Origin of the sequence: Halobellus captivus (assembly GCF_007655485.1) — an archaeon.
GTDB classification, from domain to species: domain Archaea; phylum Halobacteriota; class Halobacteria; order Halobacteriales; family Haloferacaceae; genus Haloquadratum; species Haloquadratum captivum.
Genome location: NZ_VJXQ01000002.1, coordinates 51364 through 64503, shown reverse-complemented (window position 1 = coordinate 64503; position 13140 = coordinate 51364). Strand labels below are relative to the sequence as shown.

Sequence of the window (13140 nt, the reverse complement as noted above, 5' to 3'; positions counted from 1 at the left end):
CTGTCGATCGGACCACGACACGCACCGCACATTCTCCGGTGGTGTTCCCCGGAATGTGGGACCTAGCTGGCTTTTGAAAGTCGCACGTGGAACACGGACCCTGTCGGCGTATTGTCGTCGATCCACACATCACCATCGTACTGCGCAACTAACGTCTGTACGAGATAGAGCCCGATGCCGGTTCCTGAACTCTCTAATCCCCGCTCACCTTCCTCGAAGATCGAGGCCTTCTGCTCGTCCGGGATTCCGGGACCGTTGTCCGCGATACAGATCACCACGTCCTCATCGCCCACCTCAAAACTGATCTCGACGATCGGGGTGTCCGTATCATTGTGTTGCACGGCGTTGTTGAAGAGATTTCGAAAGACCGAGGTGAGCATCTCATTTGCTACCACTCCGAGGTCGGGGACGGGATCAGTAAATCGGAATTCCGCCTCAGGAAAGACTTCACGTCGCACGTCGACCTCCTGTGTTACTACCGCCTGCAGCGAGACCGGCTTGACGTCCATATCACCTCGATCCGCGATCGTTTGTGCGTAATCACGCGCGATCTCCGTGAGTTCGATGACGTGATTTGCCGATGAGAGGATCTTATCGAGGAGTTTCGTCCCCTCCTCGTCGAGATGATCTTCGAGCAATTCGCCCCAGCCGAGAATGATCGCTAAATCGTTACGGATATCGTGTCGAAGGATCCGATTGAGGGCGGCGAACTCCTTTTCGCGTTGCTTTTGTTCGGTGATATCGGTCGTGATGCCGACTACTCTGGTCAGGTTCCCGTCGTCGTTGCGGATGGGTATCTGCCGCGTGTGTACCCATCGGGTTGTCCCGTCCGTCCGAACGACTCGCCCCTCGTATGATTCGTTGGCGATTTGCCCAGCGGGTTGTTGCATAAACGATCGCACCCGCTCACGATCGTCAGGATGGATTCCGTCGAGGACACGGGAGGGATCGTTCTGGAGCGTCTCAGCGGGGATCCCCCAGATGTTTTCGACCCCCGCGCTAATGTACTCGAAATTCCCCGGTTCGGAAGCGATCCATAGTGCAATGCCGTCGATATAATTGACTAATTGACGAAAGTCACATGGTTCGCTGGAAAACTGTTCACCCATCCGTTCTCACAAGAACATCAATAGAGTCTGTGAAAAATCATCGGGTCTCAACACTCGCGCGTCTCGACGCCCGAAACCGGGCCGCCGGTCGGCTCGTACGTCGATTCGTCGACGCTGTCGGTGAACATCGGCAGCGAGAGCCGGTAATCGAAGAGGATCGCGAAGGCGTTCCAGACCGCCTCCGCCGACGCCTCTTCGGGGACACCATCGAAGACGACGCCGGTTCGGAGTCCCACGACGTCGTGATCGAGCGCGACGCCGTCGGCCGCCAGTCCGAGCGCGCTCGGCGGTGCGGAGGTGAAAAGCGAGGTGTGGACGGTCACGTCGATGTGCGGGTTGCCGTCACCGATCGTGAGGTCGTGACCGCCGGACGGGAAACACCGCTGTGCCTCGCCCGCTGGATCGGATCCGGTCGACGCATCCCCCGACTGAGCGGCGGCGGGCGCGACGCCGACGGCCGCGACTGAGGCGACCAGCGCGGCGACGAGAGCGAGGCGGACGGCGAGCCCGAGGTGGGTGACGGAGACCCGGCGGCGCATACCGGCCGTTCGGCGCTCTCCGGATTAAGTCTCGCGGCGCGGTTCTCAGTTGTGAGAGTCGCCCGCATCCGATTCGGCGTCGTCGAGGCTCCTGACGAGTTCGTCGAGCACGGCGTCCGCGCTCGCGAGGTTCGTCGCCAGCGGGACCGCGTGCACGTCGCAGATCCGTAGCAACGCGGTGATGTCGGGTTCGTGCGGCTGGGCAGTGAGCGGATCCCGCAGGAAGATGACGCCGTCGCAGGTCCCGTCGGCGATCTCCGCGCCGATCTGCATATCGCCGCCGAACGGACCCGACTGCTTCCGCTCGATATCGAGGCCGGTCGCGTCCTGCAATCGCTTGCCGGTCGTGCCGGTCGCCATCAACTCGAACCGTTCGAGGTCCGCGCGCCGGGTCTGGGCGAACTCGATGATGTCCGGTTTCTTCTCGTCGTGGGCGATCAGCGCGAGGCGCATACTCGACAGACGGTTGCTCCGATGATGAAGGTTCGTCGAGATCTGCGGTGCCTCGCTGATGAAGGTTCGTCGGGGTAGGCGACGTCTGGCTCATGAATATTCGTCGATAGCGGGGCTTCGGCTACGGGCGATGAGACGGCGACCGACGCCGGTCCGCTCAGCGGAACCGGAACGTTTCGAGGTTCTTCGGCGAGAACGTCCGCAGGTTGTAGTCGTGGTACAGTCCCGAGGAGAGGTCCTGTACCGACCGTTCGTCGCCGTGCACACAGAGGATTTTCTCGGGGCGCGGGTTCATCGTCTTCACGAAGTTCTCAAGTCCCTGCCTGTCGGCGTGGCCGGAGAACCCGTCGACGGTTTTGACGTCCATCTCCAGGTTCAGCGTGTCCGAGCGACCGACGCGGTCGCCCCCGATCGGGATCTCGTCCCAGCCGTTCTGGATGCGACGACCGAGCGTCCCCTGCGCCTGGTAGCCGACGAAGAGGAGTCGGGAATCCGGATCGGGGCCGAGGTGTCTGAGCCACGACATAATCGGGCCGCCGGTGACCATTCCCGAGGTCGAGAGAACAATGCAGGGATCGCCGTCTGCGACCTCCTGTCGCTCGTCGTCGCCGCCGTCGATGTGGTTGAACTCGTCGGCGAGGAACGGGTTGTCGTCCTCGTGGAAGATCCGGTCGCGGAGGTCGTCGCGGAGGTACTCGGGATACGTGGTGTGGATCGCGGTCGCCTCCCAGATCATCCCGTCCAAGTGGACGGGCATACTCGGGATCTTCCCCGTGCGCATCGCCTCTTCGAGGACGAGCATCATCTCCTGGGAGCGGCCCACGGCGAAGGCCGGAATCACGACCTTCCCGCCGCGGTCGTACGTCTCGTTGATCGCTTCGATCAGCTTCTGTTCGGCGTCCTCCTGATCGGTCTGGTAATCGTTGCGGCCGCCGTAGGTCGACTCTAAGACGAGCGTCTCGACGCGCGGGAAGTCGTTGACCGCGCCGTTGAACAACCGGGTGTCATCGTAGTGGATGTCGCCGGAGAACGCCACGTTGTAGAGACCGTCGCCGATGTGGAAGTGCGTCACCGCCGATCCGAGGATGTGTCCCGCGTTGTGGAACGTCAGTTTGACGTCGGGTGCGATGTCGGTGACGTCGCCGTACTCGATCGGGATGGTGTGCTTGATCGCCTCGCGGACCATCTCCGACTCGTAGGGGGGCGTCCGTCCCTCTTTGGCCGCCACGTCGAGGTAGTCGAGTTGGAGTAGTCCCATCAGATCCCGCGTCGGCTCGGTCGTGTAGATCGGCCCGTCGTAGCCGTACTTGTAGAGCAGCGGCACCAACGCCGAGTGGTCGAGGTGCGCGTGCGTGAGCACGACCGCGTCGAGGGAGTTCGCGCCCGCGCCGAGCGCTTCCGGAACCTGCAGATACGGGACGTCGTCGGAGCCGGGCTTGTCGCCGCAGTCGATGAGGATCCGCGTCTCGGCGGTCGAGAGAATGAACGCCGCGCGGCCGACCTCCCGGCAGCAGCCGAGGGTCGTTATCCGAACCCACTCCTCGTCGGAGAGCTGTTCGCGGTGGATCTGTCGGCCGACGCGTTCGAGAATCTGGCGGCGGTCGTCGCGCTCCTGCTTGAGGAAGTTCCGGACGTTCGAGACCGTCGAGGACTCGATCGGAGGCGTCCGAACGACCTCCGGCGTCCAGCCGACCTCCTGGGTGATCTCTCGGAGCGTCGCTCCGTGTCGACCGATGACCATCCCGGGTTTCTGCGCCTCGATGACGACCTCTCCGATGTCCTCGTGGAAGTCGAGGTCGGTGACGCCTGCCTCCTCGGGAACGACGTCGAGAATCCGATCTCTGGCCGTCTCGGGCGGTGACAACGACGCCGGGTCCGGGCGGACGGTGATTCGCTTTCGGAGCTTTCCGGCGAGGTCCCTGATGAGATCGCTGTCCCGGGCGAACCGTTTCGGATCTCGGGTATAGATAACCAGTTCCGGTCCCTCGTAGGTGACGTCCGACACCGAAATGTCGGCCGGTAGCTCCGCGGTGACTTCTGCTTTCAACTCCTCGAGTTGCGTATCTACTGAACTCATAACTGAGAGCGTTCCGTCGTGGTGATCGCTGACGGACGATTGGTCGGGGATCCTCGGTTCCACAGCGGTCGCGGCCGCGCAAACGAACTGTCGGTGTGGGAGAACAACGTTGTCGCGTGAGAGAGCATAGGACTAACGTAGGCGTTGTGAACGACGATGTCTGGCGGTCCTGGCTGTGGAAAGACAGGGAAAACCCGCTTGGTCCGAAATAGACCCGCCGCCGTATAAAAGCCTTCGCAAAACCGAAATCCCGAGGGGGCGTCGAGGGCGTATGAAGATCACACCCGGGCGGGTCGCAAGCGAGGCAGCGTGGGTAGACGCGCGGGCTGACGAGGTCGTGCCGTTGATCAACGACACCCGCGAACGGCTGGGTGAGTTGTTCGAGACCGATGTCGGACGGGTTTCGACGACCGAGTACCGCGAGGAAGTCGAGGCCGTGTTCGCCGACGGCGACGTCGCCGTCAACGCCGCCGGGTACATCGCGATCCTCCGAGAACTGGACGTCACGGGCGACTATCCGGGGTTCGTCGTCGACGAGATACTCGGTCGGGAACTCGCCGCCACGATCGCGGGCGGCACGCCCCTGTCGCTGCTCGCGCAGGCGACGTTCCACTACGCGGACGTGACGACCCACAGCGACGGCGGCGCGGGCGTCGACGACCTCGACGCGGCGCTGGCAGCGGGTTTTCAGACCCGGCTGCCGGGTTGGGAGTGGCGAGCGCGAGAGAGCCCCTTCGGCGTCGGTTCCGACAGCCCGCGCTGAGGGGTCGTCACAGAGAGACGCATACGGGGTCGCTTCAGGAGATTTAAGACCGCCGTGGGGCTCGAAATACGTAATGAGCGACGAGCAGGAACTCGGAATCACCGAGTCGAAGGAGTACAACACCGGCGAGTGGTACGCCGAGGTGGTCCAGAAGGCCAACCTCGCGAACTACGCGCCCGAGGGGATGAGCGGTTTCATCGTGACGCGACCGCGCGCCTACGAGCTCTGGGAGCGGATTCAGGGACACCTCGATTCCCTGTTCAAAGACACCGGCGTCCAGAACGCGTACTTCCCGCTTTTCATCCCCGAGAGCTACCTCGAACGCGAGAAGGACATCGTCGAGGGCTTCGATCCCGAGGTCGCCTGGGTCGAGAAGGCGGGCAACCAGGAACTCGAAGAGCGACTCGCCGTGCGGCCGACCTCAGAGTCGATCATCACGCCGTACATCTCTCAATGGGTTCGCAGCCACCGCGACTTACCCCTGCGAGTGAACCAGTGGGCATCGGTCGTCCGCTGGGAGGCGACCGAGACGAAGCCGTTCTTCCGGACGAAGGAGTTCCTCTGGCAGGAGGGCCACACGGCGCACGCCACCCGCGAGGACGCCTGGAACGAAACGATGCGCCGACTCGACCAGTACGAGGCCACCTACGAGGACCTGCTCGCGATGCCCGTCCTGCGCGGTGCGAAGCCCGAGCACGACAAGTTCCCCGGCGCGGACACGACGACGACCGTCGAGGCATTAATGCCCGACGGCAAGTCCGTGCAGGGGGCGACCTCCCACTACCTCGGGACGTCGTTCGCAGAGGCGTTCGACATCACATACACCGACGAGGACGAGGATTCCCAGATCGCCCACACTACCTCGTGGGGGCTCTCCTGGCGCGCGATCGGCGCGCTCATTATGACGCACTCGGACGATCAGGGGCTCGTGCTGCCGCCAGCGATCGCGCCCGAGCAGATCGTCGTCGTACCGATCTGGCAGGCCGACACGAAGGAGGACGTCCTCGAATACGCCGAGGAGATCACCGAAGACCTCGAAGCGGCGGGCGTCCGCGTCGAACTCGACGACCGCGACGAGCGAAATCCCGGATTCAAGTTCAACGAGTGGGAGTTGAAGGGCGTCCCCGTGCGAATGGAGATCGGCCCCAACGAGGCCGAAGACGGGACGGTTACGCTCGTCCACCGGCCGGACGGCGAGTCGACCGAAGTCGACCGCGAGGACATCGCCGAGACCGTCGAATCCCACTTCGACGAGGTGTACGCGAAGCTGTACGCCGCCGCCGAGGAGAACCTCGACTCGAACGTCCGCGAGGCCGACTCCCGCGCCGACATCCTCGGAACGATCGGCCAGCACGGCGGCTACGTGAAGGCTCCGTGGTGCGGCGAGGAGGCGTGTGAGACCGAGATCAAAGACCAGATCGCCGCCGAGATCGTGATGGTCCCGCTCGACGACGAGTCCGGTATGCACCACGACGAAGCGTGTGCGATCTGCGGCGACGACGCGACAGAGACCGCGTACTTCGCGAAGTCGTACTGACGGGTCGCCGGTCGGCACTGATCGCCGCATAACTGACGCTGGACGGATCGAAATCCTCCGCTCGGTCGGTCGCGTCCGACTCCTGTCAGACAGCCGTCAGACTGATATCACCCGCGAGAACGTCCCACAACGCTTTACAGCGACGGGTGAGTAGAGAGACTAATGTCGGCGCTATCGGACCTCCTGGGAGATGTCGTGTCGGACGTCGAGAGCGTGTTCCTGTTCTCGCCGAGCAGTTCCCACTACGAGCGGTTCGCCGACGCCGACCTCGACGAGCAGGTGGTCGTCGTCGCCCCCGAAAACGACGTCGACGCCGAGACGTACGTCGAACTGCCGCTGGAGTTCGACAACATCAGGGACCGGATCAAATTCGGCGTCGAGGGGGCGCTCGAACGGGGGTTCGTCGAAGAGGGGGACGTGGTCACCTGCAGCGTCCGCATCTTCGACGGCGATCCCGACGGCGTCGTTCGCGTGCGGGTCGAAGAAGCGATGCGCTCCGGAATCTACGACCTGTTCGCAAACTCACGGGCGGACCCGAGCGTCATCCGCGACGTCTTCGAGGTCGCGATCGAACTGGGCAAGAAGGGTCAGAAGGGCAAGCCCGTGGGCGCGCTGTTCGTCGTCGGCGACGCCGGAAAGGTGATGAACAAGTCCCGACCGCTGTCGTACAACCCCTTCGAGAAGTCCCACGTCCACGTCGGCGACCCGATCGTGAACGTGATGCTCAAGGAGTTTTCCAGACTGGACGGCGCGTTCGTCATCAGTGACTCGGGGAAACTCGTCAGCGCGTATCGGTACCTCGAACCCGCGGCGGAGGGCGTCGACATTCCGAAAGGTCTCGGTGCGCGCCATATGGCGGGTGCGGCGATCACTCGCGACACGAACGCGACGGCGATCGTCCTCTCGGAATCTGACGGCCTCGTCCGGGCGTTCAAGAGCGGACAGATCATCCTGGAGATCGATCCGGAGGAGTACTGATGACGGGTCACGAAGCCGTTGGGACGGTGGCGAGCGCCGCAGCGCTACCGGGTAGCGACGACGTGTCGCTGCTCCTCCCGGCGACACTCCAAGTCGACCTCGGGCGGTTACCGGACGTCTTCGGAGCCGTCCCGAGAGGGGTGTGGGCCGCCCTGTTCATCGTCGTTGGCGGCGTGCTCGCGGCCCTGTTGCTGGGATCGCTCACGACGCGTCTGCTCGTTCGGTTAGGCGTTCCCGAGGCGATCGAAGGGACCGCGTTCGAGCGAGCAGCGAGGGAGTTCGAAACCTCGACGGTCGAGGTACTCGGAACCCTCGTCCGCTTTTTCATCCTCGGGGTCACGTTTCTCGCGGTGCTGTCGGTCGCGAACATCACTGTAGCCGCCAGCTTCTGGCGTCGAACCGTCGAGTTCCTCCCGCAACTGTTTTTCGCCATCGTCATCCTCATCGTCGGCGTCGTCGTCGGCGACAAGATCCACCTCGTCGTCGGCGAGCGTCTCACCGGGGTCAAGCTCCCGCAGATCGGTATCTTCCCGCGACTCGCGAAGTTCACGGTCTTCTACGTCGCCATTCTGGTCGCGCTCTCACAGCTCGGCGTCGCGACGCTCGCACTCGTCGTCCTCTTAGCGGTGTATCTCTTCGCCCTCGTGCTCCTCACGGCCATCGCGCTCTCGGACCTGCTGAAATCAGGAGCCGCCGGATCGTACCTGCTGTTGAACCAGCCCTACTCGATCGGCGACGAGGTCGCCATCGGCGAGCGACGGGGCATCGTCCAGGAAGTGAACCTGTTCGTCACCCACGTCGAGAACAACGGCGAGGAGTTCATCGTCCCCAACAGCCTCGTCTTCGCGGAAGGCGTCGTTCGGATTCGAAACTGACGATTAGCCGTCTCGTTCCTCACCGTCACTCATCGGTCGCGCTGGCACGCCCGCGACCGTCGCGTTCGGCGGCACGTCGCGCGTCACGAGCGAGTTCGCGGCCACCTGCGCGCCCTCGCCGATCCTGACGCCCGGAAGGAGCACGGCCTTCGCGCCGATCATCGCTCGGTCGCCGACGACGACTTCGCCCGTTCGGTACTCCTCCTGTAGGAACTCGTGGCACAGGATCACCGAATCGTAGCCGACGACGACGTGATCGCCGAGCGTGATCAGTTCGGGCCAGAACACGTCCGGCGTCGCTTCGAGCCCCCACGACACCCCCTCACCGACGGTCACGCCGAGGCGTCGGAGCGCCCAGTTTCGCGCGCGGAGCGACGGCGCGATGCGCGCGACCCACACGAGGAGGTAGTTGAGCGCGACCCGCCAGACCGGTTTCGCGTCGGTCCAGTACCGTAACGAGTTCGACGGACCGGGCGTGGGGTGTCGCTGCAATCGGTCGTGTCTGCGGGTGTCGTCGTCGCTCACGACCGTTCGTTGTGGCCGAGAAACCAAAAGGTTCGCTCGTCGACCGCGGGAGGATGACCTCCCGCCGCTTGCGGGCTTACTCGCCGCGGAGTTCGTTCATATGGTCGATCCGACGCTGGACGAGGTCGGCCGTGCCGACGTCGTGGCGGACGCGCAGGCCGTCGCCAGCGGCCGCGAGCGCGTCTTCGGCCTGCTCCTCGGCGTCCGCGATCGAGTCGGCAACGCCGACGACCGCGAACGAGCGCGAGGTCGTGGTGTAGAGGCCGTCCTCGCGCTCGTCGACGCTGGCGTAAAAGAGGAGCGCCTCGCCGACGCTCTCCTCGTCGACGGTGATCTTCGCGCCGCTTTTCGGATTCGTGGGATAACCCTCGGGAACGGCGTACTTGCAGACGGTCGCCTTTCCCGCGAATTCGAGTCGCGGTAGCGATTCGCCGTCGCGGGCCGCGGTGAGCACGTCGAGGAACGACGTGTTCAGGACGGGGAGCGTGTTGGTCGCCTCCGGGTCGCCGAAGCGGGCGTTGAACTCGACGACCCTGGGGCCCTCGGCACCGAGCATAAACTGCCCGTAGAGGATCCCCTTGTACTCCGGCAGCGCATCGACGACGGCTTCGAGGATCTCGACGGCGTCGGCGTAGTCCTCGCTCGTCATAAAGGGCAACTCGGGCCCGGCGTCGCTGTAGCTTCCCATCCCGCCGGTGTTCGGGCCCTCGTCGCCCTCGTAGGCGCGCTTGTGGTCCTGCACGGCGGGCGTCGGTCGGACGTCGCCGTTCGCGACGAACGCCTGGACGGTGAACTCCTCGCCGATCAGGCGCTCTTCGAGGACGACCTCCTCGTAGTCGTTCTCTCGGAGGTAGGCCTTGGCTCCCTCTCGGTCCACCTGGTCACCGATGACCTTCACGCCCTTGCCGCCGGTGAGACCCGCGGGCTTGACCGCGAGGTCGCCGTCGTAGGCGTCGATGTACTCACAGGCGGCCTCCGTATCGTCGAAGACGGCGTAATCCGGGCAGCCGGGGATCGATTCGGCCTCCATGAACTCCCGCTGGAAAGCCTTGTCCGTCTCGATCCGAGCGGCCTCGGCGTCGGGCCCGAACGTGTAGATTCCGGCGTCGTCGAGCGCGGCGGCGACGCCCGCCTCCAGCGCCGATTCCGGACCGATGACGGCGAGGTCGGCGTCGACGTCGGTCGCGTAGGCGACGACGTCCTCGACTGCCGTCTCCGGGATCGTCCGGAACCCCGCAGCGAGCGAGGCGATTCCGGGGTTTCGGTTGCTCGCACACGCGTACAGCTCGCACGCCGCATCCGACGACAGCGCGCGAGCGATCGCGTGCTCGCGCCCGCCGCCGCCGACGAGAAGCACCGTCTCCGAGTTGGACATACCCGGATGGCGTACACAGGGGAGTGTAAAGGTTGCTCTTTTTTGATCAGTGATTATGCACGATCTTGGGTTTCTGCGCCAGGAGCGAGTGGGTCACACCGCTTTTCCCGATGACTCCCCTACCGCGGGTATGGACGATCCACTGTCACGGAACCGGCTCGACGAGGAGGAGAGCCCGTATCTTCGGCAACACGCCGATAACCCTGTGCACTGGCAGCCCTGGGACGAGGCCGCGTTGGACGCCGCGCAAGCGACCGATCGACCGATCTTCCTCTCGGTCGGCTACTCCGCGTGCCACTGGTGTCACGTGATGGCCGAGGAGAGCTTCGAGGACGAGGCGGTCGCGACCGTCCTCAACGACTCCTTCGTCCCGATCAAGGTCGACCGCGAGGAGCGCCCGGATTTGGATCGCGTCTACCAGACGATCTGCCAGCTCGTCACGGGCGGCGGCGGGTGGCCGCTCTCCGTGTGGCTCACGCCGGAGGGTAAGCCGTTCTACGTCGGCACGTACTTCCCCAAACAGGAGAATCCGCAACGCGGAAACGTGCCGGGGTTCCTGGACGTCTGCCGGTCGTTCGCGGCGTCGTGGGAGTCGACGTCGGATCGCGACGAGATCGAAAACCGTGCACAGCAGTGGACGGACGCGCTCAGAGATCAGTTGGAGACGACTGGAGCCGAGGGGACGGGGTCGAACGGTGCATCGGAATCGAGCGGGCCGTCCGCCTCGGAGAGGACTGCAGACGACGGCGGCGCGCTCGGAACCGTCGCGAAGGCGGCACTTCGAGCGACGGACCGCGAGCACGGCGGTTTCGGGTCCGGCGGGCCGAAGTTCCCGCAACCGGGACGAATCGACGCGTTGCTCCGTTCGTACGTTCGCAGCGGGACCGACGACGCGCTCTCGGCGGCGACGACGACGCTCGACGCGATGGCGGCGGGCGGGCTCTACGACCACGTCGGCGGCGGCTTCCACCGCTACGCCACCGACCGCGAGTGGACGGTGCCCCACTTCGAGAAGATGCTGTACGACAACGCCGAGATCCCCCGGGTCTATCTCTCGGCGTATCAGCTCACCGGGCGGGAGTCGTACGCGACGATCGCCCGCGAAACGTTCGACTTCCTCGCGCGGGAGTTCAGACACGACGAGGGCGGCCTCTTCAGCACGCTCGACGCCCGCAGCGAGGGAGAAGAAGGGAAGTACTACGTCTGGACGCCCGAGGAGGCGAGGGAGGCCATCGGCGACGAACTGACCGCCGACATCGCGCTCGATCGGTTCGGAATCTCGGCCGGGGGAAACTTCGAGGGGAGGACGGTCCTCACCATCGACGCGTCGATTCCGGACCTCGCCGCGACGTACGACCGCGAGGAGCGCGAGATCGTCGAGCGTCTCGAAGACGCTCGGCGCGCGCTGTTCGCCCGGCGCGAGGAACGCGTTCGCCCGGCGCGCGACGAGAAGATTCTGGCGTCCTGGAATGGGCTCGCAATTTCGAGTCTCGCTCGCGGCGGGCTCGTCCTCGGCGATGACACCTACACCGACTTGGCGACGGACGCGCTCGGCTTCGTCCGCGAGCACCTGTGGGACGAGAGAGACGAGCGGCTCTCCCGACGGTACAAGGACGGCGACGTGAAGGGCGAGGCGTACCTCGACGATTACGCGTTCCTCGCGCGCGGCGCGTTCGACCTGTATCAGACGACCGGCGACGTCGATCACCTCGCGTTCGCGCTGGACCTCGCCCGGGTGATCGTGGGCGAGTTCTACGACAGCGATGCAAAAACGCTGTATCTGACGCCCGCAGACGGCGAGGCGCTCGTCACCCGACCGCAGGAGCTACAGGACCAGTCGACGCCCTCCAGCGCTGGCGTCGCCACCCGCCTGCTCCTCGATCTCGACGCGTTCGCTCCCGGAGAGAACTTCGGCGACGTCGCCGGGGCGGTGCTCGACACCCACGCGAACCGCATCCGCGGGCGGCCGCTCGAACACGTCTCGCTGGCGCTGGCGGCAGACGAGCGGACGCGGGGCGGAACGGAAGTCGTCGTCGCCGCCGACGCTGCCGATAGGTCGGACGCGTCGGTTTCGCGCGAATCGGCCCCGCTTCCCGGGCCGATTCCCCTTCCCGATTCGGTTCGGGAGTCACTGGCGACGACGTACCTCCCGGACGCGACCGTCTCCCCACGCCCGCCGAGCGACGGCGACCTCGATGACTGGCTCGACGCGCTCGGGGTCACGGAGATCCCGGCGGTCTGGAAGGGGCGGGAGATGCGAGGCGACGAGCCGACGATCTACGTCTGCGAGGATCGGACGTGCTCGCCGCCGACGCACTCGCTGGGGGAGGCACTCGGATGGTTCGATGACGCTGCGGACGGAGCAGTCGGCGCAGAAGTCGAATCAGTCGAAAGCGACGTGTCGCTTCCTGATGTCGGCGACGAGGAGTAGGGAGAGTCGTCGTTCGCGATCGGCCGACAGCCGGTCCACAGAGCGGATCTACAACTGTTCAGCGAGATAGACCGCGATCGGCACACCCTCGTCTTCGACGTAGCGGGCGACCTCCTCGCCGTCGCGCTCGACAACCACGGTGGGGATCAGTTCGATATCGTACTCGTCGACGAGCGGGCCGGTCTTACTGCCGTCCGCTTCCTTTTCCACCGGGTAGTGGTGAATCCGGTCGTCGGGAACCTCCGCGGCGTCGAGGGCGGCCCCGAAGTCGGGGAGTTGGCCGCGGCAGTCACCGCACCAGTCGCCGCCCCAGACGCGGAAGACGAGTCCGTCCGCTGAGAGTGCCTCGACGGCGTCTGGGTAGGAATCAGCGTCCCACGCGGGGTTCGGCCGCATCGTTTCGAGCGTTCCGCCTTCGGAATCGGCTTCTGACATACCCCCCGATATGTCGGCGGCGGGCGTAAACCCCGCGGTGATC

12 protein-coding genes are annotated in these 13140 nt (G+C 65.0%); 5 read left to right on the top strand and 7 right to left on the bottom strand.

Translation table 11 applies throughout. The annotated features are described in order from the left end of the window. Window positions 1-62: 62 nt before the first annotated feature. The 4 genes from FJT57_RS05620 to FJT57_RS05605 all read right to left on the bottom strand — a co-directional run bounded on the left by FJT57_RS05620 (window position 63) and on the right by FJT57_RS05605 (window position 4178). Window positions 63-1109 (bottom strand): PAS domain-containing sensor histidine kinase, encoded by a 1047-nt coding sequence (locus tag FJT57_RS05620; RefSeq protein WP_144902740.1) that lies wholly within the window; start codon window positions 1107-1109, stop codon window positions 63-65. Between the two features lie 47 nt (window positions 1110-1156). Next, window positions 1157-1648 carry a DUF7332 family protein gene (locus FJT57_RS05615; protein ID WP_144902739.1) on the bottom strand — a complete coding sequence of 164 codons (492 nt, stop codon included), beginning with the start codon at window positions 1646-1648 and terminating at the stop codon, window positions 1157-1159. A gap of 45 nt (window positions 1649-1693) precedes the next feature. After that, window positions 1694-2101 carry a methylglyoxal synthase gene (locus tag FJT57_RS05610; protein ID WP_144902736.1) on the bottom strand — a complete coding sequence of 136 codons (408 nt, stop codon included), beginning with the start codon at window positions 2099-2101 and terminating at the stop codon, window positions 1694-1696. 157 nt (window positions 2102-2258) lie between these two features. Continuing rightward, window positions 2259-4178 carry a beta-CASP ribonuclease aCPSF1 gene (locus FJT57_RS05605; RefSeq protein WP_144902733.1) on the bottom strand — a complete coding sequence of 640 codons (1920 nt, stop codon included), beginning with the start codon at window positions 4176-4178 and terminating at the stop codon, window positions 2259-2261. 271 nt (window positions 4179-4449) lie between these two features. Between FJT57_RS05605 and FJT57_RS05600 the strand changes: the two genes are divergently transcribed. From FJT57_RS05600 to FJT57_RS05585, 4 genes are all read left to right on the top strand, one after another. Then, window positions 4450-4941, top strand: a complete 492-nt coding sequence (locus FJT57_RS05600) for a hypothetical protein (RefSeq protein ID WP_144902730.1) — start codon at window positions 4450-4452, stop codon at window positions 4939-4941. A 73-nt stretch (window positions 4942-5014) separates the two neighbouring features. Further along, window positions 5015-6478, top strand: a complete 1464-nt coding sequence (gene proS / locus FJT57_RS05595) for a proline--tRNA ligase (protein WP_144902728.1) — start codon at window positions 5015-5017, stop codon at window positions 6476-6478. 162 nt (window positions 6479-6640) lie between these two features. Beyond that, entirely contained in the window at window positions 6641-7456 is an 816-nt protein-coding gene (gene dacZ / locus FJT57_RS05590; RefSeq protein ID WP_144902725.1) for a diadenylate cyclase, read from the top strand. After that, window positions 7456-8331 (top strand): mechanosensitive ion channel domain-containing protein, encoded by an 876-nt coding sequence (locus FJT57_RS05585; RefSeq protein WP_144902722.1) that lies wholly within the window; start codon window positions 7456-7458, stop codon window positions 8329-8331. Before dacZ ends, FJT57_RS05585 begins: the two co-directional genes overlap by 1 nt. A gap of 3 nt (window positions 8332-8334) precedes the next feature. Here the strand turns inward: FJT57_RS05585 and FJT57_RS05580 are convergent, their stop codons facing one another. After that, window positions 8335-8856, bottom strand: coding sequence for an acyltransferase (locus FJT57_RS05580; RefSeq protein WP_144902719.1), 522 nt, complete (start codon window positions 8854-8856; stop codon window positions 8335-8337). A 76-nt stretch (window positions 8857-8932) separates the two neighbouring features. Continuing rightward, a complete protein-coding gene (gene purD, locus FJT57_RS05575; protein WP_144902716.1) occupies window positions 8933-10231 on the bottom strand; it encodes a phosphoribosylamine--glycine ligase in 1299 nt (432 codons plus the stop codon). 130 nt (window positions 10232-10361) lie between these two features. Between purD and FJT57_RS05570 the strand changes: the two genes are divergently transcribed. Continuing rightward, a complete protein-coding gene (locus FJT57_RS05570; protein ID WP_144902712.1) occupies window positions 10362-12662 on the top strand; it encodes a thioredoxin domain-containing protein in 2301 nt (766 codons plus the stop codon). A 48-nt stretch (window positions 12663-12710) separates the two neighbouring features. Here FJT57_RS05570 and FJT57_RS05565 read toward each other — a convergent pair whose 3' ends face one another. Beyond that, a complete protein-coding gene (locus FJT57_RS05565; protein WP_144902709.1) occupies window positions 12711-13097 on the bottom strand; it encodes a thioredoxin family protein in 387 nt (128 codons plus the stop codon). Window positions 13098-13140: the final 43 nt, after the last annotated feature.